29 protein-coding genes and 1 tRNA gene are annotated in these 24,087 nt (G+C 53.1%); 6 read left to right on the top strand and 24 right to left on the bottom strand.

Features of this window, described 5'->3' with window-relative positions:
* Positions 1 to 64: 64 nt before the first annotated feature.
* On the bottom strand, positions 65 to 913 hold the full coding sequence (locus ACQRD3_RS09240; RefSeq protein WP_080906629.1) for a pyridoxamine kinase: 849 nt from the start codon (positions 911 to 913) through the stop codon (positions 65 to 67).
* 415 nt (positions 914 to 1,328) lie between these two features.
* Here ACQRD3_RS09240 and ACQRD3_RS09235 point away from each other — a divergent pair.
* A tRNA-Leu gene (locus ACQRD3_RS09235) sits at positions 1,329 to 1,412 on the top strand.
* Positions 1,413 to 1,454: 42 nt separating this feature from the next.
* On the opposite strand, the gene ACQRD3_RS09230 is transcribed toward ACQRD3_RS09235, so the two are convergent.
* The 3 genes from ACQRD3_RS09230 to ACQRD3_RS09220 form a co-directional block, all read right to left on the bottom strand.
* Positions 1,455 to 2,651 (bottom strand): tyrosine-type recombinase/integrase, encoded by a 1,197-nt coding sequence (locus ACQRD3_RS09230; protein ID WP_302644471.1) that lies wholly within the window; start codon positions 2,649 to 2,651, stop codon positions 1,455 to 1,457.
* A 126-nt stretch (positions 2,652 to 2,777) separates the two neighbouring features.
* Positions 2,778 to 2,975, bottom strand: coding sequence for a helix-turn-helix domain-containing protein (locus tag ACQRD3_RS09225; RefSeq protein ID WP_302644469.1), 198 nt, complete (start codon positions 2,973 to 2,975; stop codon positions 2,778 to 2,780).
* A gap of 173 nt (positions 2,976 to 3,148) precedes the next feature.
* Positions 3,149 to 3,625: a hypothetical protein gene (locus tag ACQRD3_RS09220; RefSeq protein WP_337550846.1), complete on the bottom strand. Its 477-nt coding sequence runs from the start codon at positions 3,623 to 3,625 to the stop codon at positions 3,149 to 3,151.
* A gap of 134 nt (positions 3,626 to 3,759) precedes the next feature.
* Between ACQRD3_RS09220 and ACQRD3_RS09215 the strand changes: the two genes are divergently transcribed.
* From ACQRD3_RS09215 to ACQRD3_RS09200, 4 genes are all read left to right on the top strand, one after another.
* Positions 3,760 to 4,119: a hypothetical protein gene (locus tag ACQRD3_RS09215; protein ID WP_343121074.1), complete on the top strand. Its 360-nt coding sequence runs from the start codon at positions 3,760 to 3,762 to the stop codon at positions 4,117 to 4,119.
* A 181-nt stretch (positions 4,120 to 4,300) separates the two neighbouring features.
* Complete coding sequence (locus tag ACQRD3_RS09210) at positions 4,301 to 5,809, top strand: DNA methylase (RefSeq protein ID WP_427781110.1); 1,509 nt, start codon at positions 4,301 to 4,303, stop codon at positions 5,807 to 5,809.
* A 27-nt stretch (positions 5,810 to 5,836) separates the two neighbouring features.
* Positions 5,837 to 6,532, top strand: coding sequence for an AlkZ-related protein (locus ACQRD3_RS09205; protein WP_343121072.1), 696 nt, complete (start codon positions 5,837 to 5,839; stop codon positions 6,530 to 6,532).
* Positions 6,533 to 6,544: 12 nt separating this feature from the next.
* Positions 6,545 to 6,979, top strand: a complete 435-nt coding sequence (locus ACQRD3_RS09200; RefSeq protein ID WP_343121071.1) for a hypothetical protein — start codon at positions 6,545 to 6,547, stop codon at positions 6,977 to 6,979.
* A 53-nt stretch (positions 6,980 to 7,032) separates the two neighbouring features.
* Here ACQRD3_RS09200 and ACQRD3_RS09195 read toward each other — a convergent pair whose 3' ends face one another.
* The 18 genes from ACQRD3_RS09195 to ACQRD3_RS09110 all read right to left on the bottom strand — a co-directional run bounded on the left by ACQRD3_RS09195 (position 7,033) and on the right by ACQRD3_RS09110 (position 21,437).
* Entirely contained in the window at positions 7,033 to 8,016 is a 984-nt protein-coding gene (locus tag ACQRD3_RS09195) for a DUF6744 family protein (protein ID WP_427781108.1), read from the bottom strand.
* A 30-nt stretch (positions 8,017 to 8,046) separates the two neighbouring features.
* Positions 8,047 to 8,268, bottom strand: coding sequence for a hypothetical protein (locus ACQRD3_RS09190; RefSeq protein ID WP_343121069.1), 222 nt, complete (start codon positions 8,266 to 8,268; stop codon positions 8,047 to 8,049).
* A 30-nt stretch (positions 8,269 to 8,298) separates the two neighbouring features.
* Entirely contained in the window at positions 8,299 to 9,366 is a 1,068-nt protein-coding gene (locus ACQRD3_RS09185; protein WP_343121068.1) for a CHC2 zinc finger domain-containing protein, read from the bottom strand.
* 15 nt (positions 9,367 to 9,381) lie between these two features.
* Complete coding sequence (locus tag ACQRD3_RS09180; RefSeq protein ID WP_343121067.1) at positions 9,382 to 11,217, bottom strand: AAA family ATPase; 1,836 nt, start codon at positions 11,215 to 11,217, stop codon at positions 9,382 to 9,384.
* A gap of 36 nt (positions 11,218 to 11,253) precedes the next feature.
* Positions 11,254 to 12,306 carry a Rad52/Rad22 family DNA repair protein gene (locus ACQRD3_RS09175; protein ID WP_278903533.1) on the bottom strand — a complete coding sequence of 351 codons (1,053 nt, stop codon included), beginning with the start codon at positions 12,304 to 12,306 and terminating at the stop codon, positions 11,254 to 11,256.
* A 4-nt stretch (positions 12,307 to 12,310) separates the two neighbouring features.
* Positions 12,311 to 13,000: a hypothetical protein gene (locus ACQRD3_RS09170; protein ID WP_278903532.1), complete on the bottom strand. Its 690-nt coding sequence runs from the start codon at positions 12,998 to 13,000 to the stop codon at positions 12,311 to 12,313.
* Positions 13,000 to 13,542: a hypothetical protein gene (locus tag ACQRD3_RS09165; protein WP_343121066.1), complete on the bottom strand. Its 543-nt coding sequence runs from the start codon at positions 13,540 to 13,542 to the stop codon at positions 13,000 to 13,002. The genes ACQRD3_RS09170 and ACQRD3_RS09165 overlap by 1 nt, the downstream gene beginning before the upstream one ends.
* A 9-nt stretch (positions 13,543 to 13,551) precedes the next feature.
* On the bottom strand, positions 13,552 to 13,848 hold the full coding sequence (locus ACQRD3_RS09160) for a hypothetical protein (RefSeq protein WP_343121065.1): 297 nt from the start codon (positions 13,846 to 13,848) through the stop codon (positions 13,552 to 13,554).
* Entirely contained in the window at positions 13,841 to 14,380 is a 540-nt protein-coding gene (locus tag ACQRD3_RS09155; RefSeq protein ID WP_427781102.1) for a hypothetical protein, read from the bottom strand. The genes ACQRD3_RS09160 and ACQRD3_RS09155 overlap by 8 nt, the downstream gene beginning before the upstream one ends.
* Before the next feature lie 32 nt (positions 14,381 to 14,412).
* Positions 14,413 to 14,715, bottom strand: coding sequence for a hypothetical protein (locus ACQRD3_RS09150; protein ID WP_343121064.1), 303 nt, complete (start codon positions 14,713 to 14,715; stop codon positions 14,413 to 14,415).
* Positions 14,712 to 16,121 carry a DUF6094 domain-containing protein gene (locus tag ACQRD3_RS09145; RefSeq protein ID WP_427781100.1) on the bottom strand — a complete coding sequence of 470 codons (1,410 nt, stop codon included), beginning with the start codon at positions 16,119 to 16,121 and terminating at the stop codon, positions 14,712 to 14,714. The genes ACQRD3_RS09150 and ACQRD3_RS09145 overlap by 4 nt, the downstream gene beginning before the upstream one ends.
* A complete protein-coding gene (locus ACQRD3_RS09140) occupies positions 16,105 to 16,557 on the bottom strand; it encodes a hypothetical protein (RefSeq protein ID WP_343121062.1) in 453 nt (150 codons plus the stop codon). Before ACQRD3_RS09140 ends, ACQRD3_RS09145 begins: the two co-directional genes overlap by 17 nt.
* 72 nt (positions 16,558 to 16,629) lie before the next feature.
* Complete coding sequence (locus tag ACQRD3_RS09135) at positions 16,630 to 16,830, bottom strand: hypothetical protein (protein ID WP_343121061.1); 201 nt, start codon at positions 16,828 to 16,830, stop codon at positions 16,630 to 16,632.
* A gap of 6 nt (positions 16,831 to 16,836) precedes the next feature.
* Positions 16,837 to 17,568, bottom strand: coding sequence for a hypothetical protein (locus ACQRD3_RS09130; RefSeq protein ID WP_343121060.1), 732 nt, complete (start codon positions 17,566 to 17,568; stop codon positions 16,837 to 16,839).
* Positions 17,569 to 17,631: 63 nt separating this feature from the next.
* A complete protein-coding gene (locus ACQRD3_RS09125) occupies positions 17,632 to 18,723 on the bottom strand; it encodes a DNA polymerase III subunit beta (protein ID WP_343121082.1) in 1,092 nt (363 codons plus the stop codon).
* A 5-nt stretch (positions 18,724 to 18,728) separates the two neighbouring features.
* The gene (locus ACQRD3_RS09120) at positions 18,729 to 19,490 is read right to left on the bottom strand and encodes a ThiF family adenylyltransferase (protein WP_343121059.1); all 762 of its coding nucleotides are present in this window, start codon (positions 19,488 to 19,490) and stop codon (positions 18,729 to 18,731) included.
* Positions 19,487 to 20,860, bottom strand: coding sequence for a hypothetical protein (locus ACQRD3_RS09115; RefSeq protein WP_343121058.1), 1,374 nt, complete (start codon positions 20,858 to 20,860; stop codon positions 19,487 to 19,489). The genes ACQRD3_RS09120 and ACQRD3_RS09115 overlap by 4 nt, the downstream gene beginning before the upstream one ends.
* Before the next feature lie 349 nt (positions 20,861 to 21,209).
* Positions 21,210 to 21,437, bottom strand: a complete 228-nt coding sequence (locus tag ACQRD3_RS09110; RefSeq protein WP_343121057.1) for a hypothetical protein — start codon at positions 21,435 to 21,437, stop codon at positions 21,210 to 21,212.
* Positions 21,438 to 21,619: 182 nt separating this feature from the next.
* Here ACQRD3_RS09110 and ACQRD3_RS09105 point away from each other — a divergent pair, with 182 nt between their 5' ends.
* Positions 21,620 to 21,823 carry a polymorphic toxin type 44 domain-containing protein gene (locus ACQRD3_RS09105; protein WP_427781097.1) on the top strand — a complete coding sequence of 68 codons (204 nt, stop codon included), beginning with the start codon at positions 21,620 to 21,622 and terminating at the stop codon, positions 21,821 to 21,823.
* A gap of 67 nt (positions 21,824 to 21,890) precedes the next feature.
* Here ACQRD3_RS09105 and ACQRD3_RS09100 read toward each other — a convergent pair whose 3' ends face one another.
* Together ACQRD3_RS09100 and ACQRD3_RS09095 are read right to left on the bottom strand one after the other, a co-directional pair.
* Entirely contained in the window at positions 21,891 to 23,483 is a 1,593-nt protein-coding gene (locus tag ACQRD3_RS09100; protein WP_343121056.1) for a VWA domain-containing protein, read from the bottom strand.
* Positions 23,477 to 24,085: a hypothetical protein gene (locus tag ACQRD3_RS09095; protein WP_343121055.1), complete on the bottom strand. Its 609-nt coding sequence runs from the start codon at positions 24,083 to 24,085 to the stop codon at positions 23,477 to 23,479. Before ACQRD3_RS09095 ends, ACQRD3_RS09100 begins: the two co-directional genes overlap by 7 nt.
* Positions 24,086 to 24,087 lie beyond the last annotated feature (2 nt).

Below are 24,087 nucleotides of genomic sequence, written 5' to 3'. Positions count from 1 at the left end.
GAGCGCACGCTCCCCGCCCCGGCCTTTTCCCTTTTCGCTCAGAGGACGTCCGGCAGCATCCGGGTCAGCTCCGGACCAGCTCACCCAGCAGGCCCTCGTACTGGACGCCCTCCGGAATGGGGGTGCCCAGCTCCAGCGTCCGTCTGGCACAGCGGCCCACAAACTCCACCGCCAGGGAGGTGGCTTTTCCCAGCGGCTTTCCAGCCAGCAGGCTGCCCAGCGCCACACTGGCAAAGAGATCGCCGGTACCGGGGAACTGGGCGGGTTCCTCGTGGGCGGCGGCAAACGCGACCTCCCCCGTCTCCCGGTCGAAGCACCCGGCTCCCACCAGCCCGGGCCCCGGGTGGACCCCGGTGAGGATCACCGACCGGTGTCCCTCCAGGCTCAGGCGCTCCAGCCAGCGGCGCAGTCCGGCCTCGTCCCGGGGCGCGGCGGCATAGTCCTCCCCCAGCAGGATGGCAGCCTCGGTGAGGTTGGGCGTGATGACATCGGCCAGCGCGGCCAGCTCACACATCTCTTCACACATCCGCTCGGTATACGTCCGGTAGCGTTTGCCCCAGTCCCCCATCACCGGATCCACCATGACTAACGTCTCGGGGCCGCGGAAGGTCTGAATAAAACGCCCCAGTACGCCGATCTGCTCCGCCGAACCCACAAAACCGCTGTATACCGCATCAAAACGGGTATCCAGCTCCTTCCAGTGCTCTGTGGATCCCGCCATCTCCCCGGTGAGGTCCCGGAACACGAATTTGTCCGAGGGGGGAAAGATGGTGGAGGAGGAGAGGTAGGCAGTGGGCAGCGGGGAACACCAGCAGCCCAGGGCGGAGAGCACGGGCAGCACAATGCCCAGGGAACACCGGCCCATGCCGGACAGATCGTGAATGGCAGCCACGTGGGGCGCGCTCTTTTGCATCTCGAAGTCCCTCCACAAAAAACAGCGACCGCACGGGGGCGGCAGCCGGCTCTGTCCCCAGGGGGCGGGTCCCGGCGCGCCAAAGCGGATCGTTGAGAATGGCATCATTATATTCTTTTTTTCTAAGGAAGGCAATGATTGACGCAGCCGTTTTTTTTGTGATATACTAATTATATTTACGGGGGATTGATGAAATTGGTAGACATGCGAGATTTAGGTACTTGTACGTCTAACGGTATGAATACCATTTCAAATGTGCCGCAAACCATTGAAATGACTGACTTTTCCCGTTTTCTGTTGTAAACGGATTTTGGCCTTTTTTCTTGAGTTCTCTCCTAAGTTCTCTCCTGTTCCAGTATTCCTTGAGATTTTTCTGGATTTCAGAAAACTTACATGATAAAATTGAATAGTATTTGCGGGTATGGCGGAATTGGTAGACGCGCTGGTCTTAGGAGCCAGTGAAATTCTCGTGTGGGTTCGAGTCCCACTACCCGCACCACTGCGTTTGAGAATCCTACGGGATTTTCAGACGCAGTTTTTGTTATATAGAAAGGTTGGGATCAATGCGAATAACTTCAGCCATTCGTGCGGCCGATGCATCCTTGGCGCTCGTTTCCAAGTGGGCATAGGTTCCTGCTGTGGTGGTGAAGTTACTGTGTCCCAGCCACTCCTGGATCTCTCGCATGGAAATGCCGTTTTTCAACAATAACGAAGCACAAGTATGCCTCAAATCATGAAAACGGATGTGCCGGAGATTATGTTTCTTGAGCAGCAGACTAAAGTGTTGGGTGATATAGTTTGGGGTATACAGACCCCCCATGGGATTCACACAGATATAGTCACTGTCAATATAACTGTTCCCACACAGCTTTCGATTTTGCTTCTGCTGTTCTTTGAGTTTAAGCAGAAGTTCCCGATATTGCGGGACAAGGGGCATTGAGCGGCAACTGGACATATTTTTTGTGCGATCCTTATACAACAACTTCAACTCGCCATCACATTTCGCTTGGAGAACAGTGTGATTGATTGTGATGATGTTATTCTCGAAATCTACCGATTTCCATTTAAGCCCAACAATTTCACTGCGGCGCAAGCCATAAAACGCCGCCATTAAAATGGGAAATTCAAGCGGATCTCCTTTAGCCGCCTCGAAGAGAGCCTCCAACTCAGCAACCGAGTAAAATGACCCGACAAATTTTTGTGCTTTGGGGCGTTCTACCCGATCCATAGGATTGGCCGCGATCAAGTTATGCCTTACAGCATATTTTAATGCCTTATGCATTAACCCGTGATAGTGCTGGATTGTGACACCCTTTACTTTGAGCGTATTGAAACAATATTCATAAAACCCTTCAATAGCTAAGGAAGTCAGTTCAGCCAATGTAACCCCGATTTTCTTGAAATATGGTGAAATTCGGTTTTTCACCGTCAGTTCATATCCCGCATATGTATTTTCCTCCACCGAATTTTTTATAAAACCCAACCACTTTTCCATATAATCAGAAAATAGCATCTGAGGGACAATTTGCGAAGACACTACGGTCTTCTCCGAATCTTCCGCTTCTTTATAGTTATACCTGGTTTCCAGGAGCATATCTTCGGCTGCCTTCAGATTTCTTTTCCCACCAACAGCGATCCCCGTAGGAATCCACTTGGTTTTACGCCCTCCCCATTTATCTTTAAGGTTGAGCACCATATAATAGCGGTTTTTCTTGATTTGCAGGTGTCCCGCTACCATAATCATACCTCCTTCTGTAATAGCGGCACGGTGTCCCTGCTAATGGCAACACCATTTTAACACACTCGTTCCCTCCCTACAACTTACGAGAGATTATTATTTTGGGCGCCGTAGGCATTTAAAATTTTAGCCCTGTATATAGTCAATCACACTCATTTTGGGAATACGAAACGCCTTGCCAATTTTGAAGTAGCGAATATGTCCCTCGTGCAGCAGCTGATATGCGGCTTTAGGCCCTATTCCGCCCAACATCAGACACATTTGTTTCACGGTTACTACATCTGGGTACTCAGCAAAAGGTTTCTCGTGTCGCTTATGAGCCACTGTGCTTTCCTCCTTTATATCGACTGTTGAAAAAGGAGATGCCTTCCGGTATCCCGGAAGGCATCTCCATCTTGTCAGCCTAATAATATCACAAGGATTTGCGACACCGCAAGCCCCACGATACGTACATTATTTTGAAAAATCTATGACACAACTCTGACATCACCTGAACATCAGAGCTTAAAGCTGTCAGCATAGGCATACATTTCCGCAAGAGCAAGGATCGCAGCCTTTCTCACGCGATCCACCGTGCGGTAGGTTACACCAAGCTGTTCCGCCACCTCATTGGGAGCCACTTCCTCCAGATACAACAGACGAACGACCTCTGCCTGTCGCTTGTCCAAAAGTGCGATGTAATACTTGAGACGCTTCTGCTTTTGCTTCAACTCAAACAGTTCCTCTGCAATTTCGCTGGACGCCTGCGCATTCAGGCGCTCTGCCTGCTCCTCATAGTTAAGCGCGATAAAAAGGGTTTTATTGGACACTCTGCCCTGAGTGTGACCAAGCCCATCCCCATGTCCGTAGTTCATTGCTTCGATCTGCTCGTTCAGCGTTACGAGGGGCGGATTCTCCATCTGGAATTGCAGCAGTGCGATTTTACGTTCACGCTCGTTATAGGTTTTCAAAAGGTCCTTGACCTTATTTTTCATTTCAGCACTCATAATGATTTCCTTTCTATTTCAGATTTTGTTTTGGAGCGAATGGACGTGAGTGCTGTCGGTGGGGAGCGGCAACGAGGACGATCCCTACCCGGAAAGATATAATAAAAGGCACCCTTACGGGCATGATAGCCCGCAAAGATGCCTTGATAAAATATGGAGTTTTTCCAAGTAAAAGAGGGCAGCGGTGCACAGGCACGGCAAAAAAGCGCAGTGTCTGGTGGAATTACGTGGCAAAGAGCGAAAACGGACGAAATGCGCAGCAAATCAACATATATTTTAATAATTCGATTTTCGACCTGAATAAGGCCCACGGAAACAACACCTGCATCCGCAGGGCCGCCGAGCGCACACGCTATTCCTTTAGTGAAAGCTACTCGAAACAGGTCATGTATCTACCTCCGTTTCCTATGGGGAACGGGGACGATCAGGAGCGACAGAAAATTTGTTGCTCTTCGCTGATGCCACCATTTCTATTTCAATAAACACCACCCGTACTTGATTCTAAGTATAAAAGAAATATTACCAAAGTTTTAGTGTTTTTGTCGTCTGCCGTAACATTATAATTTTTATTGAGGAAAGCAGTCTATTTATAATAGCGCTACACAAAATCGGTGCTTGCGTGATATACTATACCCGAAGCAAACAGGACTGAGAGGTGGTCAAATGGATACGCAGCGTACCTATATCGCGATAGATCTCAAGTCGTTCTACGCTTCCGTGGAATGTATGCAGCGCAATCTCGACCCAATGACCACCAACCTTGTTGTGGCGGATCTGAGCCGCACGGAGAAGACCATCTGCCTCGCCGTTACACCATCGCTGAAGCAGTACGGCATCTCCGGCCGAGCAAGGCTCTTTGAGGTGGTGCAGCAGGTCAAGCAGGCCAATGCACAGCGACAGCGCTCCGCTCCCGGCCATGCATTCACTGGCTCGTCCCACGACGATACCGAGCTGAAAGCCCATCCGGAGCTGGCAATCGACTATGTGGTTGCGCCACCGCAGATGGCGAAGTACATGGAGGTCAGCACCGAGATTTACAACGTCTATCTGAAATATGTAGCGCCGGCGGATATCCATGTCTACTCCATTGACGAGGTGTTCATGGATGCCACCCACTACCTGAGTACCTATAAACTCTCAGCGCGGGAGCTTGTCATGAAGATCATTCTGGATGTTCTGGCCACCACCGGCATCACGGCTACGGCAGGCATCGGCACCAATCTCTACCTCTGCAAGGTTGCCATGGACATCGTTGCCAAGCATATTCCCGCTGACCGCAACGGCGTCCGGATCGCGGAGCTGGATGAGATGACCTATCGCCGCACCCTCTGGAGCCACCAACCGCTGACTGACTTCTGGCGTGTCGGCCGGGGCTATGCGAAGAAGCTGGAGGAACATTGGATGTTCACCATGGGCGATGTGGCTCGTCAATCCCTCCAGAATGAGGATGTGCTTTACAAGCTCTTTGGCATCAACGCCGAGCTGCTGATCGACCACGCCTGGGGTTGGGAGCCCTGCACTATTGCAGACATTAAAGCCTACAAGCCCAGTTCCAACAGCCTTGGTTCCGGGCAGGTGCTGCACTGTCCCTACACCGCAGAGGAGGCCAAGTTGGTGGTGCGGGAGATGGCGGATCTTCTGGTTTTGGACTTGGTAGACAAGGGGCTGGTTACAGACCAAATCGTGCTGACCGTCGGCTATGATATTGAAAACCTGACCGACTCGAAGCGGAGTAGGAGTTATAAGGGCGAAGTGACCACAGACCACTACGGGCGCAAGATCCCAAAGCACGCCCACGGTACAGGAAATCTTGGGAAGTACACTTCCTCGACGCGGGAGATTTTGCAGGCGGTGTCGGAACTCTACGACCGCATCGTTGATCCTGATCTCCTTGTCCGACGCCTGAACATCGTTGCCAACCATGTCATTGATGAGTCATCTGTTCCGGCAACTCCGGAAACTGAGCAACTCGACCTGTTCACCGACTATGAGGCGCGGAACTGTCAGCAGGCTGAGGATGCAGCCGCTCTAGAGCGTGAGAAGCGCCAGCAGGAGGCCATTCTGTCCATCAAGAAGAAGTTCGGCAAGAACGCCATCCTAAAAGGTATGAATCTGGAGGAGGGCGCGACAGCCAGAGACCGCAACGCCCAAATAGGTGGGCACAAGGCGTAAATAAGGGGTAGATTGGAGGCGAGAAAAATGAAAACGCCTATTATCAGAAGCAAAGAAGATGTCGTGCGCAATGTTGATGAGATAGGTTTTCTCCCCTTTTTCAAAAATCATATAGAAGGATTTTCTCTTGAAGAAATTGTTGAGCCTGAATTTTGGTACGACAGTTTCGGGGACGGAAAATTAAAATGGCAGGCTTGGTCATGGCGTGAGGAAATTGCGTTGGACAAGTCCGCGATTTATGGCAAGTTCTTCTGCGGAAAGGCTGGCTTTATTGCAAAGGAATATTTCCCGGATTTCTGCAACTACCGGAGACAGGGCTACGATTACGATGCCCTTTATGATGAAGGCTTCATGAAGCGGAGCGATAAGGAGATTGTAGATTATCTGAGCAGGTCCGGTCCTATACTTACTTCTCAGATGAAAAAGGAACTTGGCTTTGGGAAAGACGGTAAGAAAGGTTTTGATAGTATCATCAACCGTCTGCAAATGCAAACCTATATCGGTGTGACCGAGTTCCGATATAAAGTCGCCAGCAAAACAAGAGAAACCTATGGCTGGGGAGTGGCTGTTCTCGATACCGCCGAAAACTGTTGGGGCAAAGAACTATGCACCGCTGCCTATAAGTGTGATCCAGATGAGTCTTTGGATCGGCTGCTTGGTAAGTTATCCTGCTCTCTGCCGAACTATAGCCACGCAAGTCTTATGAAACTGATAAAGGGATAACGGAGGTGCGGTATGACCAGCGAAAACAATCATAAATACGATGACATCATTGGTCTGCCGCACCATGTTTCGGCTACCCGGCCACGGATGTCCATGATCGACCGTGCGGCGCAGTTCAGTCCCTTTCAAGCGCTTACAGGATACGGTGCAGCAATTCAAGAAACAGGCCGTTTGACCGACCGAAAGATCGAACTGTCCGAGGATGAACGTATCGTCCTGGACATGAAGCAACAAATCCTGCTCGACAACATCAGAGAACGTCCAGATGTGAGCATCACTTACTTTATTCCCGATGAGCGGAAGGACGGCGGCTCTTATGTTACAGTCACTGGTAATGTGAAGAAAATTGATGATTACCAGCGGCTTCTTATTCTGACTGATAGGGCTCAAATCCCGCTTGACGAAATCGTTGACATTGAAAGTGAGCTTTTTAACAACATAGGATAGAACAAAAACAAACGGGGTACCGGCTTTAATGAGCCGATACCCCGTGACATTATTTATGCTGCTTTCTGAAATCGCTGGTTGCGGATACTGTTCGCCCTGACCTGAAGTTCCTGCGAGAGGAACTTCAGAACGGAAAATTCATCATCCAGCCCATCCAGCTCGCGCTGCAGCACACTTTCGTAGTGCCGCTTTTTCTGCTCCAAAGCCTGCACCTTCAGCACCCAACGATCCATGACCGCAGGGCTCTGGCTGCCGCTCTTGATAAGGTAATCGCACTTCTCCTGATAGGTAGCGATTTCCTTCTTGACGGCCAGATAGAACTCCTCGGTCATCTTATCGCGCTGCTTGGCATCGTCGATGATGTAGAAGCTATTGACCACCAAGGGGGTCTGCTTCTTGTTCAGCCCGCTGAGCAGAGTGATGAAGTCCTCGAAAATATCAACCCTGTCCATATAGGTGCGGGGAACAAAGTACATATGGCCGGTGATGCTCAGCTTGGTGGCCTCGATCCCGCGCAGGAAATTAGTGCAAATGGTCTCGATCTGTTTGCGGTTGGCGCAGCGCTGATAAAGCTCGAACAGTTCTTCGGCCCTGCGGCAGCATTCCCGCACATCCACTGCATCATCCATCACCATATTATCGCAGCGGAACACGCCGTCCACCTTGTCGTAGCTGATGTTGGCCAGCTTTTCGTACTGGTTGGTCTGACGGTTCATAGTCTCTTTGACCAACTCACGGGACAGGATCTCCGCCGTGCGCTTATTGTCGCGGCAGTAGGCCAGATAAATATTGGTTTCCCCATTTTCCGTAACAGGGACGCGCTCCCGAATGTCGCCAGTAGCGGAACGGAACGCATCCGACACAGAAAGCCGATTGCCTCCGCTGTAAGGGATATCCATGCTGTCGCATAGCTCGGACAGTTCATCCTTATCCACAAGCAGGTTGGCAAGGGAGAAATAGAGGAATTTGCCCAGCACGTGCTCGGCATCGCCCTCTGCGGCGGCAACAAAATTGCGAATGTCCATAACTTTGTCCATGTTCATAATCCTTTCTTTTGGTTTTTGTGGTCACCAATTTTCAACAAGCTGCGTCAGTTTTTCGTATTGACCAACCATCAGCAATCCCAATTCGTAGCGATAGTTGATGTAGTTCAGGTGGTACTCAATTTTCTCAAGCGTCAACCTGTCTCCGTTTTCTTTTGCTTGACGATATTGCACAATGTAATCAAGCATCCGGCTGCGTTTCATACCGAATCCATCCTGTTTCATCAGCAGGTAGATCTCATCCATTTCGCGATTTGTCAGCATATCTGCCTCCCGTTACATGGCTGCCACTCGGCTGAGGAGGTAGTCGTCCACTCCCTTGTAGTCCGGGTTCCATGTGTATTTTGAGTATCGGATGCCGGGGATCTTTTTTACCTCCTTGCGCATGGTAAGGATAGCGTCCCGGACATTCTTGTTGGTCATTTGGTCCATATCCATGGCCTCTACGATCTCACGGACGCCGAGTTCCCGAATGGTGTCCGTGAGTCCTCCCAGCGCATTGACGCCGCCGACGCAAATGAACAGTTCGTTATTCGCAAGGTGGCTTGCCACGTCACCCTTCAGCGGGCCTTCCGTCAGGAAAGCCCGCTTTCTTGATGTATCCCCGGTCACGTGGACCCAGGAATAACTGCGGGTGCCGTTTGGCATATTGCGGCTGGAGAACCAGCGGTACTTTCGGTCGGGTGTGTCCGCATCATCCAGGCGGATCTTCAGGCCCTGTATCAGGCCATCCTTATTCCGCACCGGAATCAGAAACCCGTTGGGGCCGGATATCGTCCAGTCACCGTAGTAGGTGCGAAACCCGGGCAGGCCGCACAGCTCATGTCCGTGGGAGCGAAGCAGGTCGGCCAAAAGCCGGCGGCCCCGCTCCGTTTCGGGCATACTGCGGTATCCGTTCTCCTGGATACGTTCTTCGGACAGCCCGCGTTCCAGCAGGTTTTCTCCGTGCTTATCCAGAAGCACCAGATGATCCAGCATATCCGAATATGCGGCGTGGCGCTGTTCCAATGAAACAGGCTGCCGCTCACTGTTTTGGGGAGTTGGCTGTTGAGGCATAGGATAAACCTTGCTCTCTTTCACCAGCTCCCGGTAAGCCTCTGCATTGCTGATCCCTTTGATCCTTGCGTACAGACTCACGCTGTTGCCGTGTGCGCCGCACAGGTTACAGCGGTATTGGTCTGTATCGGCATTGAGGCTCAGATGATATTTCCCTGGTCCGTGGTCATGACAGAAGGGGCAGCTCGCCTCGACCTCCTTTCGCCGCAGCGTCCGGGAGTCGAGGACGAGCCCACACCGTCTGGCCGTTTCCACGATGGGGATCTTATCGTAAATTTTGACGGCCAAACGGAATCACCCCCGTCAGGCAGCTTTTTGTTCCATACGGATGATCGGATTCACAGGCCGCACCTGCAGCGCAGTGTTGCTGATGCATTTTGCCATGATGATCTGTCCCGTGGGACGGACATTGGCAAGATCGTCAACAGACTCCATATTGTCCACGAACACCGGATAATTTCTGCCAGTCAGGCGCTTCACCAGCTCGGAGACCTCCATACCTGCCCGAATCTTTTCGGAAAGAGAAAGCCGGTCATAGCGTCGGCCGCCATAGGTGAATTTGAAGGTATCCTTGGCCTCGCCGGTGGATTTCACCACATCATAGAGGGAAATCTCCACCTTGTTCATCTTCAACTGAGAGAAGGTCAGCTCCGCGCGCTTACAAACGTAAGAAACCACATCGGTCATGGAGCGCTTGATTTCCCCAATGTTATCTCTGGCCTGCTGGATCTCCTTATCAAAGTCGGGGGCATCTGCCGTAACCATCGTTTCAAGGGCGGCCAGCTTTGCTTCGCACTGCCGAAGCTCTTCCCGGCATTCAGCAAGCCGATCATACTCCGGCTGGGTGAGGTTCCCGTAGTCCAGCTCCGTACTCAGGCTCTGAATCTCCATACGCAGCCGCTCCACCTCCTTGGAAACGCTGCCAGACAACTCCTGGCAGAGCCTTTCCTTTTCGGCGGCGTCAGCCTCCCATTTTGCAAGGTCATCTGCCTTGAACTGGTCAAAGGTGTCCGCCGCTTTTTTGTCCATCTCCTGAAGCTCCGTGAGCTGACTGCGCTGCTCGGTTCCGGCGGCGTAGAGGTCAGAAATCACCTTCTTGAGCGCCACCTGCACTTCGGGTAGGCTCTGCTCCGTCACTGCGCGGTGGCAGGTAGGACACTCCATGCCGGCGTGAAACGCCTTAAATGAGGCGACCTCCTGCTGATACCGTGCACCCAGATCCTTGACCTTGGCGGCGATGTCCGCCAAAGGCTGGGTGAACTTGGACTGGTACTGCTCGGCCTGCCTGCGGGCAATTTTCTCCCGCAGGTCACTCAGGCTCTTGCGTTGCTCCTCTGCATCAGACCGGTCATCCCGGGCCGCTTCGTCATAGCGCTGGCTCAGTTCTACCAACCGCTCCTGCATTTCTGAAATATCCATACCCGCAAACTGCTTGCTTTCCAGTCCTGCGATCTCCCAACGCAGCTTATCCATCTGGCTTGCCATGTCCTGATGGGTTTGCTCATAGGTCTTACGCTGAGACTCCGCAAGGTCTTTCTGACCGCCTAAGTATGTAATGCGCTCTTCAAGTCCGCGGATCTCCTCCCGGCGCCGCTTGAGCCAGACATCCGGAGAGAGCAGGGACTCGTTCTTGAGCGCTTCCCGCACAGGCTCAGAAAGCTCGGCCAGCACCGTTTCATGAGGGATCATGGGCAGATACATTTCCAGCAGGTTCTTGCCGTTCTCGCCCAGCTCCTCAATGAAGTACAGAGGGTTGAGAATAGACAAAAACACGTCACGCTCTCCGAACATATCCGTCAGGTCGAGCTGGCGGATCTCATACCCATCGTAGGTAATGGTCATGCGGTTTTTCCGGCGGGTACGGGTCAGTTCGTGGTGCGTACCTGTTTCATCCATGAAACACATCCGGATGGCGACATCAGGATTGTTCTCATTATGAAGCCGGTCAATCCCGCGCTCCCCGAAGAAGGGGAGCCCGGTTACGACGAAGGCAATGGCATCTGCGATGCTGGTTTTGCCTCGGCCGTTGCCGCCGGTGATGACGGTGGGATTGCCGAAGACCAATTCCGTGGGGCCCTCGTAGGACTTAAAGCCAGAAATGTTCATGCTGGTGATCTGAAACTGTTCGATCTTTTTCAAATGACTACTCCTTTCTTTTTCTGATGACCGACTTTCTTACGCTGCCTGCTGCGTCTGCGGATAGATCTCATAGAACTCCAGCACATAGAAGGCCACAGTGTCCTGCTGGCGTGTGGTCAGCTTCACATTGAAAAGCTGGATACCGCGCACAAGCTCCGGATGTGCCCCTCGGACATATGCGTAGAGCTGCTTCTTATTGGGTGTTTCCATCTGAACCAGCGTATTGCTGGCGCTCATACCGCCCTGAATCTTGGCGTCCAGAATGGTGTAGAGCTCCGGCAGAGGCTGTGCTGTCTGCTGCGGCGGATAAAACGGCATCGTCTTTCCGGCCGGATGGCTTTCCTGAACAGGTGCGCTGTTCGAGGTCTGCACAGTGGCAGGTGCCATCTGTCGGGAAGTCTGCTGCCACTGGGGTTGTTGACCCTGCGGCGGTGCCGGCTGCGGAGCAGGCGCCGGTCTCGGCTGGTTATTGTTCTGAGCCTGCGGTTGCTGCTGATTGGACACAGGCGCAGGACTCTCGTTTTTGGGAGCTTTCTGCTCGGATGCGCTTTTGGGCGTCAGCAGGGACTGGATACCGCTCGCCTGTGCTGGCTGTAATCCCAACCTTTGCAAAGTGCTCAGATAGGCATTGTCCAGTTTGGGCCGCTCGCTGTCCTTGATCACATAGCTGCGCCCCCGGCGCTCAATGTCCACCCAGACTGTATCCAGGCTGTATAGAACACGACCGATGCCCCATTGATACGCGGCACGCTTCATACTGTCGGAAAGACCGCCTTTGACTGGCTCAATGTCCGAGTCCTCAGCGCCGTCCCACTTGGTAATGAAGCCTCTGCCCTCAAAGTGGATGGCGATGCCGCACAACTGGGACTCCTTCTTGCCGTTCGTGTGCCATGGCTTGAAGTCGTTATACCAGTTTTCCGGGCCGCAGACCTCATCCAGCCGATTTTGGATAGCGCGGTTGGTCACATAGGGGACGGCCATACCACGCATTTTGTCCTCAATGGTATTCTGTAATCTCCACTCCAGATCCTCCGGGGCAAAGGGCTGTGCAAGTGCCTGTTGTATCTCTCTCGGATTACGTTCCGGCATAGATTTACCTCCTGTTGATAAATTCGGCCAGCGTCCTACCATTCGGAACCAGAATGTCCGTATAGTAATAGGCTGGGTCTTTGTCCTTCAAATGCTCCAAAAGCTCTTTGTGGCTCAGCTTCATCTTGTTATGCTCCCGGTCGAACATATCATCGTTGTCGGGAAGGCCCAGCAGATACCGGGGGAAATTCTTTATGGCCGAGATTTTCTTATACCGCGGCAGCACATTGTTTCCCGTACACACTTTCCCATCCGGATGGACGTTGGAAAAGGGGTAGAAATACATCTGTGTATCTTCCGTCGGTCTTTCATCGGCCACAACGCCCATGGAGCAGTCGGCCACCTTGCCGTTTTCCAGAATACGCAGGCCAAACACAAGCCTGGGAATGGGAAAGTTCTGATACTCCGTATCCCCATAGATCACATCGGCTCGCAGTTCTGGGTTCCAGATCACATAGCACCGCTCTGAAGCGCTCATGGCCACATGGAGACAGTGATCCGGCAGAAAACCGGTCTCCAGAAAATCGTTGCTGGAGTAGCTGCCATTGATGGCGTAGTACAGCTCCAGTGGACTGATCTCCCGGTAGGAGATAATGCCGCCGGTCCTGTGTTCCTCCACGATAATCGTTCCTTTTGCCTGTGACACCCGCAGAATCACATCCTGCGTGGTATCTTCGCGCACTGGCTGTGCCATTACGCCGCCTCCTTCCAGTTGTTATGTTCGTTTCCTTCTGCCTTTTGTTCTATCCGACGCAATTCCTGCTGGACGTGCAGCAGCATATCCACCAGCGAATTACCAAGCAGTTCCGGCTCATAGCAATCCGGAGAAAGCCGGGCCTCAAATACGACCCCGCCGGTAGAAAAATGGTAATCAAAGCTATAGATGGAGTGGGATGTGCCCAAAATGTAATACTCGGCGATGTCCTGGATTTTGCGCCGCCATGCGTTGGAAAGACTGCCGTATTCATCCCGACACCGGCTGCCCAGCTCATAGAGCCGGTCAATATCCGGGTGGGAGAAATACACGATGGCGGTTTCATCAAATTCATCAGAGTCCATGGTCACATCATCAAAAATGCCCCACATGATTTCCTCGACCATGACGAACATTTCATCCAGGGTCAGTTCCTTGTAAAGCTCAATGACCCGTTTGGCTATATCCGGAGAACTCTGATGCAGAAACTTCAGCAGCCGAAGCACCAGCAGCACGTCGCCCTCATATTCATAGTCATACATGGTGGCACCTCAAAAGAACGCACGCTGCTGCAAATGGGCAGGCGGCGTCTTCCGGCAAAAGTGGACGACCCCTTTGGCCCAGCCATCCTTTATATGGCTATACATGCGGGTATAACCCTCCGGCGTTACGTGGCACAGGTCGAACGCATCAAAATTGATTTCCGTGAGATCCAGGCGACCTTCTTTCTTAAAGGTGTCAATCAATGACTGGACATACTCACTATGCTCTGGTTCTTCTATGACCGGCTCGATCTTTGGCGCCGCGCAAAGCAAGGACAGGAAGCGGTCCTTGTTAAACTCAAGCATCCGTCTGCACCCCCCGACTCAGCGCGACCATGCACGCCGCGTATTTGTCGGCATGGTCTATAACTTCACGCCGTTCCTCCTCAGTTGCGGACGCACGATGCAGCGCGGCATAGTAAATGCCGCAATCGGGAACCGGCGCTCCCTCTTGGATCAGGATATTCCATACCGTGTGCGCCAGCAGTTCGGGATCACTGCCGTCCACAACCGTAGAGCACAACAGCATATCGCCGATCTTCTGCGTGCTGTTGAGGTCCGTCTTGCGTAGCATTGCCTCCACGTGATAGGCGACAGCCTCATGCTGCGCCTCTTCTCCTGCTTTGAGCAGTTTTCGGAACACCTCCGGTTCCTGCCGACCCAGCACAACGCCAAAAGGCCGCGGGTATTTATGCTCCCAGACACTGCCAGACGGGCTAAATTGGCGGTACAGTTTTCCGAGGTCGCGGCGCAGCAGTGTTGAAACCTTCTCCCACGCCTGCAAACGCAGGGCCTCATCATTTCCTTTGAACTTGTCCACAGGGACAACGATCACCATATCGCAGGATCTCATTTTGCTTTCCTCCTTCATCAATATTCATCAGCCAGCATGATCGTGGTAATTGAACGGTCTGCCTCCGTGATGATCAGCACGCGGATCTTGCCGCTGAGCTGATACCACGACAGGATACGGGAACCTTCGCGAATCGCCCGCTCATTGGCCTGTTGATCCGCTGCGCATGTATCGCCCCAATCTCCGTGCAGGTGCCGATCCAACAGCCGAAGCAGACGCTCTTGGGAGAGCACCTCCAAAACGGCTGGCGTGGCACACACGAATCCCGGCATAAATCGGATAGGGCTGTTATCCATGGCGTATTTGTCTCCTTTCTTCATGTCAGTGCCTTAAAGCCATTTGGCGTCAGCACGTTGAATATCATCTTATTGGAAATCGTTTCTGTTAACTCGCTGCCCATATGCTTGCCCTGAGCGCTGAACTTTTCCTCGCTCTCTGTGCGCACGACCTTGACGATGCGGCCCTTGATGATGTGGGGCGTCTCACATTCAATGAGGCCGTTTATCATACCGGAGCCACCGATCAGCCCGATTTGGCTGATGGAAAGCGGGAGTAAGGGGCGCTTGACGCCGTTGTCCAGTTCACTTCGGGACATCATTTGCGTGAAGCTGTTGGATTTACGCAGCTGCTGTTCCAACTCCTTCTGATTGAATCGCTCTCCCTTGAAGGTGTTGACCTCCATAGGCTGTGCCGGGAGTGCGTAGTGACCTTCCGGAATCTGCGTCAGCTCCGGTATGGAGCCGGGACTGACTGCAAACTGTTCCAGACAGAGTGTGTCCTGCAATTCCGTGTCTCTGCGCTTTCGGATGCCCAGCACCGCAACCTGCTTAAACTTCTTGAACTCGCTGTTGGTAAAGCGCCAAACAGAGAGATCGTCGAAGTTATCCACCAGGATGCGGCAGATATCAGGTGTCAGCCGGTAGTATGGAATGACATAGACCAGTAAGCCGCCGTACATCAAAATGGGGAGGCTTTCGATCAAAAACCGCTTTTCATGCCGGGAGCGTCCGCCGCCCTCGTTAATCACCGACAGATACGGTGGATTGAGGAACAGCAGATGAAACGCTTCATGGCTGATGCGGCTGTGAAAGAAGCTGCCAAAACCCACTCGGTGCAGCCTTGTCTGCGCCTCTTCCGCACGGCTCTCATCCAATTCCACGCCATAGGCATAGCAGTTATTTCCCTGGGCAAGCTGCCGCAGAGCCTTCCCGCAGCCACAGCATGGGTCGATCAGATTCGTGGTGACCCCCTCCGGGAACCGGATGCCTTGGAGAATCAACGAGATATTGTTTGGATCCGTTGGGTAATAGCCCAGCTTGATGTTGTTCATCAAGCGGCCAACCACAGCGGCATTGGTCTTTTGTCCCACAGGAAAGGATGCCGCAAACTGGCTCAGAGCCTCATAGATCGGCTTATATCCGGTGCTCATAAGGTTAAATCCGGCAAGCCCTTTTCGGAACTGACCGGCCGCCACGGCCTGTTTGTATTCCTCCATCTCCAGCAGGAAAAGCTGCGCTTCTGCCAGATCTTCCACCAGTGTGCTTCGCGTGCGCTGCAGTTCAGAATACGTGTCCCTTGCTGCGGCGAGATCCGTTTGCCGGAATTTCTCAATCCGTGCCCGCTGGATTACCATGCCCTGCGAGAGCTGAAGGATCTGTCCCTGAAGCTGAACAAGCCGGTCCAGTACGTAGGGTTTTTGCGCATGGAGGTCAGGCTGCTCGCTCATAGGTGCATCCGTCCTTTCGCAGAGCATTCATCGTGTCCAGCAACTGGCTGTAGGACCACTTCTTCAGATCAGCACGGGTGAGGTAGTGGTTATAGCCACCCTTGAAGTCTCTGGCATGGCGTACCGTCCGGTAGCAGAGCACCAATTCACGATGATAAATCGGCTGATGCAGGCAGACATAAATGCCGCCATCCTCCCACATTCCAATCAGAGTACACTCGCCGGAAACACCGATGCCGCCGGCATTGGAACTGACCGTAACTTCCCGCAGGCCCAAATCCTTGGACAGGGCGCGGAGAAACACTTTCCCCACGTTCAAAAATGTCTTCTTGCTGCCATTGGGACCGCATTCACTGTCACCGTGAATATAGCTGAGATCCTGTCCCAGCAGAGCGGCGAGACGGCGCATATTGTTTTCCTGAGATTTTACCGACATACCGTTTCCTCCTTGTTCTGTAGATAAAAGAGGGCAAGGAACATCTCGCTCCTTGCCTCTCGTTCAGACGGCTTACGCCGCATCTTTCATGTTGCTCTCAGGCTTCGGCAGTTCCATCAGCTGCGCTTCGGCCAGCGGCATACGCTTTCCGAAATACGACAGCAGCCGAATTTTGCCGTTTTCCTCCTGAAGCCCGCGATACTTCGTTTCATAAAGCACGGCACGGCCACACTCTATAACGCGGGTCTTGCTTTCAACCGTGATCTCCCACATAGGCGTTCACGCTGCACGCTGGACGATGCGCTCAGTTCCAAAGTCGAACACCGGCGCATTTTCCTCCGGGGTGCCGGGAATCAGCTTGAGGGTGTACCCCTGATCCCGGGACAGTTTGAACAGGCCGATGATGCGGTTGAGCTCTTCATCCACCACTTCCATCTCCGGCTCGGCTGCGGCCTCAGCAGGCGTCTCCTGCGCAGGGGCAGGCTGCTCCACAGGCGTTTCTTCCTGCACCTCTTCCTCCGCTTTTTCCTGAACGGGAGTAAACTCCGCGTCCATGACCTCCGGCTTCGCATTCTGTACCGTCAGAGCAGTCCAGAAAGAGCGCAGAACGGAGGCAAGGAGAGTACCGAACAGGGAACGCTTTTTAGGCTTGAGGTTCACAACCTCCTGCGCTTCCACCACGTCGATCTCGCTGATGGCCACCGTGAGCTTTCCCGTTTCCACATAAGCGGCAGACAGGAAGCAGGACACAGCGGCGCTTTCGGAAGCAAAAACCTCCGGGGCCTGCACACGCTTGGCAAGCAGGCGCTTGCAGATCACGCTGGCAGCTTCCACATCATCCATACAGACAGTATCCGCTTCAACGGTGCCGGCATTGATGACGCCCTTGCCGCTGATGGCCTTGGCCTTGATACCGTAGGTCACATGCAGGTGGCCGTGGACCACCAGGCGCTCGGTAACCAGGGACTCATAGTGGACGGTTTCTCCCTTGGGAATGTAGACGGTTTTCATATTGTTTTTTTCTCCTTTTCATTATTTTTGGGCGGCGTCTGCCTCCCATTGTTTTTTGTTTTCTCAGGCGGCCAGTTCTTCCTCTTTAATGCGAACGGGCAGCACCAGGGCGAAATCGCCGCGATTTTCTGCTTCGATCACAATAGGAGAAAAAACTCCGCTGAGCTTTACGGTCACTTCCGGTTCGTCCTTAAACTGTTTCAGGGCATCCAGCATATACCGCAGGTCAAACCCGAGGGTCAGATCACCCCGGCCCGATACAGGGATGCTGGTGCGAAACTTCCCGTTGGGCGCCGACATGGAGAGCGATTCACCGGAGAAGCGTACATAGGGCTTGCTGGTCCCGGATGCACACTCTTTTAGGTAGTTCAGCTCCTTGATGAAATCGGCAGTCCTCACAGTAACAGCCTCCTGATATTGCTTCGGGACAGCCGAATCCACATCAAAGGTGTCAACTCCGTGCCGATGGACATACAGGCTTACCTCGCCGTCCGTAAACAGGACATACCGATCACCGACCTGCACCGTAACGTCACTCTTTCCAAAGACCTTCAGATAGGCAAGAGAGCTTCCATAGGCCAGAAACGGCACAGGAAAGGTCAAATCCTCCTGGGTGTCGCAAGCCATGCGGTATCCATCCAGAGAAAAGACCCGCTGGCCCTTGAACTGCACGCAGGTGTTGAAGGGCTTCGTATTCGCACCCGGCTTCATGGTGGCATAGCGTACACGCTCGATGCGAGCCAAAAACTGTGCTGCATTCGTTTGGAACACCTTATCCGACGCAACGGAAACAAGGCTGGGGTAGTCTTCATCGGAGGTGGCGTCGTATTCCGCGGCACGCTGTCCGCAGTAGAGCCGCAGTCTCCGCGCATCTTTTCGTTTCTCTGGCTGCTCATACAGTTCGATGGTCAGTTCACCGTCAAAATGGGAACAAGCCTTCATAACATCCTTGGTCTTAAAGAACGTAAAAGACATATCGTCACCCTTGACCGGGAGCCGGGCGGTGAGCCAGGTCTCCAGATCCGTTGCCGTCAGGGTGCAGACCCCATCTTTAACGCTGACCCGGATCTCCTCCAGAATGGGGATGGCGCTCTTTTTCAGGACTCGGCTGACTTTGTTCATAGCCTCCGAAAACGCTTTGGCATCCACAATCATGCCTTTCACGCTGCTTTCCTCCTTTGCTTTTCAGCGACCGTCTGCATCCGCACCGTCTTGGTGGAGAAGTCCGTTTGACGGGCAAGATTTTCCCCATGTGCCAGGATGTTGTAGACCATGATCACAACAGCCGTGGCAGCCGCGATATTGGCGGCGATACTCTGGGGATCTTCCTGCGCAGCTTCAGCACAGCTCACTTCCGACGGGAACTTATCGGTTGCTTTCAGCATTTCCGGGTGGACACCGCCAATAGATTTGAGTACCGTGCGTCCGTTTCTCCGAACGCCGCACACCACCTGTCCGGTGTATTCGCCATTGCCGCTGTCGATGTAGATCAAGTTTTCACACTGATTGAACGCCTGATGGCAGAGCTGGCGGGTCTTGTTGTTGTCCACGCAGCCGAGCAAAATCACCATTTCCTTGATCTCACGATAGGAATAGGGATTTGACTTCCAGTTGTTAGGCTGGATCAGCTCCATCAAATCAGGCAGCTTCTCAATAAAGTTGGGAACATACTCCGTCTCTATGCCCAGAACCGTAGAATAGCGTTCTGCCAGCACACGGGCCTTGTTCTCACCAAGGTCAGCAGGCACAAAGTTCTGCCGGATCAGGTTCTTCGCCTCCACGATGTCACCATCGCATATGATGAACCGTGCAGGGCGGTCAAGAACATGGAGCAGGCGGTAAACATGGGGCGCAACATAAGCCCCTGTCCCACCGGCACCCAGCATGACCACCTTTACCGGACGATCCGTAGGGAATTTCATAGCCCCACCTCCGCCAGCATATCGAAAAGGCCGCGCTTCTTCTCTCGGGCAGGTGCTGCTCTTTCGCTCTTTCGCTTCTGAATGGTGACCTGCTGCAGCCACTTCTCGGGGAACTGCTGCTCCAGCCCCTCGATCACCGTATCCGGGTCGATGGGCACGAAGGTGTCACCACAGAAGATGCGGGCTTTGATGTCAGGATAGAACCGATCCAGATTGCCCAGCACGAAGTACAGTCCCGTGGAGCGCTCGTCGCTATCATCCTTGGGAGAGAAAAAAGCGTCCATACTGTTGTGAGAGTGGATATCCGCATAGCAGATATACCGCTCCGCATCATCGTAGGGACAGTCGTGGAGGTTGGCCTCGATTTCCACCTTGCAGACAGTCTGCTTGGGTACGTAGGCAAAAAACTCCCGCTTGACCTTATCCCAGTAAATCAAAGCCAGCGCCTCGTTTTCATCGTTCTCCGCCATGAAGGCACGAAAAAAGGCAATGATCTGACCCATCAGACTGGCGGGGATCTTAGGCAGAGCCGGGGTGAACCCGGCTCTGACCTCAGCAAAATCGGTCACATTGTTTTTGGGGGCGATGAACTCGCCCTGCTCCATCTTGCGAAGCTCGTAGATCCTGCCATCGTTGGAGGGAATCAGGCAGATGACCTTGTCGGAGGCACGGGCCTCCTCCAGGGAGCCGAACTTACCCTTGTAGGTAGCGGCATTGCCTTTGGTCTTCATCTCCACCTTGGGCTTGACGTAGCAGCACGGATTCTTGTCTTTCGTTTTCTTGAGGGCTTCCAGGAAATCGCGGGACCGCTCGATCATCTCCTTCATGGAAATGATCGTGGTACCCTTGGGGTCTCTGACCTCCTTACGGATACCGCAGTATTCCACGCTCCAGGACACGCGTTTGCCTTCCTCCAGATCCGTAAAATCCTCCGACTTTCTGATGCGCAGTTCCTCAAAGGTCATAGATGCGTCCTCGATGTCCTCTTTCACGCCCTTGTGGTAGAACACCGGAGGCTTCTCCAAAAGGCCCTGCTTGGTGTTCTCCGCTGTCTTCTGCTCAAACGCCGCCGCAATGGGGTTTTCTGCGGTGGCCTCAGCAGTAGACTTTGCTGGAGCAGGTACTTTGGGTGCCGGAACAGCAGGGGCAGCGGCAGAAGCCGGTGCGGGCGCTGCTACGGGAGCCGGCGGCGTTTCCTGCACCACAGGCGCGGGAACAGGTGCGGCAGACACTGCGTCTGCGGCAGGAGTCTCAAACGGGTTTCCCTGACTCGCTGCATTGTTTCCGCTCCCGAAAATGGCATTGATGTCAAATCCCTCTGTTTCGCTGATTTCGGAAAAAGGCCACGCGCTGTTGCTGGGTTCACTCATAATTGTTTGCTCCTTTCGATTTTGAGACAAAAAAAGACCGCAACTGCTCCCATGAGCAATTACGGTTTCGTTCTTTGTCCATTATTTCATTCCAGGTCTTTTTGAGGGCTCCGGAGGGCGCACTTACCCCCTTTCCGTCGCTGTTCCTCCCTAACTTACTCCGCCCTAACTTACTTCGCCCTGAAATACACCTTTATTGTAGCATTGGCCCTTCGATCTGTATAGTTGCACTTTTTTCATAGTCTGCAGCGGCCCGTCGGGGAGATAATACAAGCAAAACCAAGAACAGCTCATATCATAAACGCGCACGCTTCTCCTCACGGGATTTCCCAAAATTTCTACCTGACTTTTATTGATGGTTTATATACAGCCACGCCACGGTGTCGGGATTCTTCGCTCTGGCTTCCGCCAGCTCTGCCTGCCTGTCCACCGAGGGGATAACTTCGCCCGCGGGAGTCGCTGATGGCTGAGGCGCAGATGTGCCGGAAGGCGTTCTGCCGGGAATGTCGATAGGCTCCGTCTCTTTCTGATAGCAGCCCATGACTGCCGTGGTCATGGCAAAGAGAAGGACGGCCATGCATATGTGTCAGAACAATTATGACACCCTCCATGAGTACCACATGGATATGCTTCAGTTAGTATTAGTCAATCCGAATTTGAGTCCCGGGGGTGCAACCGTTGGATTCTGGGTTAGCAAAGTAGAGCCAGGCGGAGATTGGGATTACAAAGTCCAGCCCGGTTTTTGCGCCATACAATTCCATGTTCTGTTGTTATTTTGACAGCAATTTTAATCATGTAACTTCTGAGTACATCGGCAACTTTAATTACGGCTATACGGGGTCCTATCTTTTTGACTTGAACACCCTGCATTTGGGTAGTTCAGCTGTTTCGGGTTTTGACCCTGCTGACGTTTCGGATTGGCCTGCAATTGATGCCGGTTTTGAGAACGCACCTAATACCTAACATAAAAGCGCCCCATTTCAAAGCAAAAGCGGAGCTGCCCCAGCAGCTCCGCTTTGACTTTAAATAGTTACGATACCCTATTAGATATGATTCCGCGCATGACCTGTTCGCCGGTCAGTTCACTTGTGCGATAGATGTTCTGACAAAATGATTTCAGGCTGAAATCCATGCCCGCATCATCCTGATCCAGCAGTATGCCGGTCACTGTGAAGCGGTGCTCGGTCTGTACCACACGCAGTTCTTCGATGCAGCTTTCAGACAGTTCGCACTCGCCATCCGTGATGAACACAATATCGGCGTTTTCAAAACCGTCCTCCTTCATGAGCCGCAATGCCTCTTCCAGCGGTGTGCGGAAATCGGTACCACCGTCAAGGAAGGTTTCTGCCGCACGAATCTTATCCTCCGCGCAATACTGCTTGGGGAGAAAGACGTCCGTCTTAAAGCTGCCCGGGCCAGAAAAGTGCACCAGGGCGAACTTGCGTCCCTCGCTTTCCGCGATTTCCAGCAAGGTCAAGGCAACAGCTTTGCCCCAAGATGCCAGTTCTCCCGAGGTAGAGCCTGACTCATCCAAACAGCAGATGATATCACCGGCGCCCTTATAGATGGGTTCCCGCCTACGGTACTGCTTAATCTGCTTACGCTGATACTTTCGCAGGAACAGCGGCAGCGTTTTCGGTGAGGCCAGCATGGCAAGTTCCGAGGTCAGTGCCCGGGACAGGTCATTCCCCAACTCCAGAGAGTATTTTTCTCCCCGGCCATAGGCAAAGCCGTTGCGCTTTCCCTGGGCGAATATCTCCCGAAAGCGGCCGAGATACTTGGAAATATCCCGCAGCGTATTACTCTGGCGTACACGTGCAAGAAGGGCCTCGTTTACAGGCGTCCGCTTCAGATCGGCAGGATCGCTGCTCCAAGCGCCGATGATGCTTTGCACTTCTTCAGCTTTTTCCGCTGCGGCGCCTAAAGCCTGCTCAATAATACCCGAAACAGACGTGCTGTTCTGCGTCTGACTGGCGTCAATGAGCTTGCTGACAGCCTCTACCTGCCGATGCTTGCTCTGCGCCTCATTGGCGGCTTTTACCACCGCATCATTCAGCGTAGGATTGTTCTGCTGGCTCTGTCTCAGCTGCTCCAGAAGGCCAGATAGCTCACTGGCCGCCGTTCCTTCTGCTTGTTCCAGCTTCTCCAGCGTATTGAGAGCGCCCTGCTTCCCGCCTAACTGGGAGAGCAGGTCATCCAACTCGCCGGAAGCTCTGGAAACAAACTCCGCAGCTGCTTCATAGGCAGGCAGCTCCCTGCCTTCGCATACCGTTTTCAGCGTGGGATATTCCTCGCTTCGAGTGATATGCTCCAGAATGGGTACGTTGAATTTTCGTGCCGTCACAGAAAGGGCATCTTCTTCGTTGCGCCGTGGCATCAGAGAATAGAAGGACTGGAATACATCCTGTGACAGGGCCGGGAAGGAGCGCAGCTTCTGACAGGCTGACTGCTCGATCTCGTCCATTGCTGCGTCCTCACTTCTCAGGTCATGATAGATGCTGCTCTCCAGCTTGGTGGAGCGCAGCACCCGATCTGTCTGCTCCTGCATCGCCTTTTTTTCAACAGGCTGCTGCGCCCAGGGAGATGCAAGGACATCCTGAATGGTGCGGTAATCCTTCAGCATTCGCTGTTCGCCCCTTTCTCCTCAAAGGTTTTGAACCAATCCAGCAGAATACGCTTTGCATCTTCCGGCGCATAGCGCAATTCTCTGAAGTTGTCTTGAAGATACGGCACGGCACCATACATATTGGTCTCACCGGACTCGCGCAACTTTTCCAGAAAATCAAAATACTTCTTTCGATTCTGGCCTTTGGCATAGGCATTCAGGTACAGATTGTAGTCGCCTTTGCGGGTGATGAGCCTGATCCAGAAGTCGCAGTGCTCTCCCGTATAGAAGAAGCTGAACTCCTCATGATACTCCTTGTCAATGCACGTCTCCATGTAGCTGCTGCAAAACCGACGCAGCGCAGGCAGATCCTTCAGCGCATCGGCCGCAGTCAGCTTATCATACACACGGTCAATCTCCTTACAGATCTCCGGCGTCGCCAGTGCGCGGTGGCAGGGCCATACGGTGTTGTGCCATCGCCAACCGTCGTGGTCGGCACGGAGGTGCCCGATTTTCAGCTTGGGAACAGGGAAGGAGCATCCTTCCACCAGTTCCGTATCGTCCAGAGTTTCCTGAAACGGACACTCGGTCAGCAGGCGGCCTAAAATGCTTCTCTCCATCT

Source organism: Candidatus Pseudoscillospira sp. SGI.172, from assembly GCF_050313575.1.
Lineage (GTDB): Bacteria > Bacillota > Clostridia > Oscillospirales > Oscillospiraceae > Vermiculatibacterium.
Note: the sequence above shows the minus strand (reverse complement) of the source record. Positions and strands in the feature narration are given on the sequence as shown.

Coding starts and splice junctions, on each gene's coding strand:
- ACQRD3_RS09240 (WP_080906629.1), bottom strand. CDS start 913: ATGCAAAAGAGCGCGCCCCACGTGGCTGCCATTCACGATCTGTCCGGC.
- ACQRD3_RS09230 (WP_302644471.1), bottom strand. CDS start 2,651: ATGGTAGCGGGACACCTGCAAATCAAGAAAAACCGCTATTATATGGTG.
- ACQRD3_RS09220 (WP_337550846.1), bottom strand. CDS start 3,625: ATGAAAAATAAGGTCAAGGACCTTTTGAAAACCTATAACGAGCGTGAA.
- ACQRD3_RS09215 (WP_343121074.1), top strand. CDS start 3,760: ATGATAGCCCGCAAAGATGCCTTGATAAAATATGGAGTTTTTCCAAGT.
- ACQRD3_RS09210 (WP_427781110.1), top strand. CDS start 4,301: ATGGATACGCAGCGTACCTATATCGCGATAGATCTCAAGTCGTTCTAC.
- ACQRD3_RS09205 (WP_343121072.1), top strand. CDS start 5,837: ATGAAAACGCCTATTATCAGAAGCAAAGAAGATGTCGTGCGCAATGTT.
- ACQRD3_RS09200 (WP_343121071.1), top strand. CDS start 6,545: ATGACCAGCGAAAACAATCATAAATACGATGACATCATTGGTCTGCCG.
- ACQRD3_RS09195 (WP_427781108.1), bottom strand. CDS start 8,016: ATGGACAAAGTTATGGACATTCGCAATTTTGTTGCCGCCGCAGAGGGC.
- ACQRD3_RS09190 (WP_343121069.1), bottom strand. CDS start 8,268: ATGGATGAGATCTACCTGCTGATGAAACAGGATGGATTCGGTATGAAA.
- ACQRD3_RS09175 (WP_278903533.1), bottom strand. CDS start 12,306: ATGCCGGAACGTAATCCGAGAGAGATACAACAGGCACTTGCACAGCCC.
- ACQRD3_RS09170 (WP_278903532.1), bottom strand. CDS start 13,000: ATGGCACAGCCAGTGCGCGAAGATACCACGCAGGATGTGATTCTGCGG.
- ACQRD3_RS09165 (WP_343121066.1), bottom strand. CDS start 13,542: ATGTATGACTATGAATATGAGGGCGACGTGCTGCTGGTGCTTCGGCTG.
- ACQRD3_RS09160 (WP_343121065.1), bottom strand. CDS start 13,848: ATGCTTGAGTTTAACAAGGACCGCTTCCTGTCCTTGCTTTGCGCGGCG.
- ACQRD3_RS09155 (WP_427781102.1), bottom strand. CDS start 14,380: ATGGTGATCGTTGTCCCTGTGGACAAGTTCAAAGGAAATGATGAGGCC.
- ACQRD3_RS09150 (WP_343121064.1), bottom strand. CDS start 14,715: ATGAAGAAAGGAGACAAATACGCCATGGATAACAGCCCTATCCGATTT.
- ACQRD3_RS09145 (WP_427781100.1), bottom strand. CDS start 16,121: ATGAGCGAGCAGCCTGACCTCCATGCGCAAAAACCCTACGTACTGGAC.
- ACQRD3_RS09140 (WP_343121062.1), bottom strand. CDS start 16,557: ATGTCGGTAAAATCTCAGGAAAACAATATGCGCCGTCTCGCCGCTCTG.
- ACQRD3_RS09135 (WP_343121061.1), bottom strand. CDS start 16,830: ATGTGGGAGATCACGGTTGAAAGCAAGACCCGCGTTATAGAGTGTGGC.
- ACQRD3_RS09130 (WP_343121060.1), bottom strand. CDS start 17,568: ATGAAAACCGTCTACATTCCCAAGGGAGAAACCGTCCACTATGAGTCC.
- ACQRD3_RS09125 (WP_343121082.1), bottom strand. CDS start 18,723: ATGATTGTGGATGCCAAAGCGTTTTCGGAGGCTATGAACAAAGTCAGC.
- ACQRD3_RS09120 (WP_343121059.1), bottom strand. CDS start 19,490: ATGAAATTCCCTACGGATCGTCCGGTAAAGGTGGTCATGCTGGGTGCC.
- ACQRD3_RS09115 (WP_343121058.1), bottom strand. CDS start 20,860: ATGAGTGAACCCAGCAACAGCGCGTGGCCTTTTTCCGAAATCAGCGAA.
- ACQRD3_RS09110 (WP_343121057.1), bottom strand. CDS start 21,437: ATGGCCGTCCTTCTCTTTGCCATGACCACGGCAGTCATGGGCTGCTAT.
- ACQRD3_RS09105 (WP_427781097.1), top strand. CDS start 21,620: ATGTTCTGTTGTTATTTTGACAGCAATTTTAATCATGTAACTTCTGAG.
- ACQRD3_RS09100 (WP_343121056.1), bottom strand. CDS start 23,483: ATGCTGAAGGATTACCGCACCATTCAGGATGTCCTTGCATCTCCCTGG.
- ACQRD3_RS09095 (WP_343121055.1), bottom strand. CDS start 24,085: ATGGAGAGAAGCATTTTAGGCCGCCTGCTGACCGAGTGTCCGTTTCAG.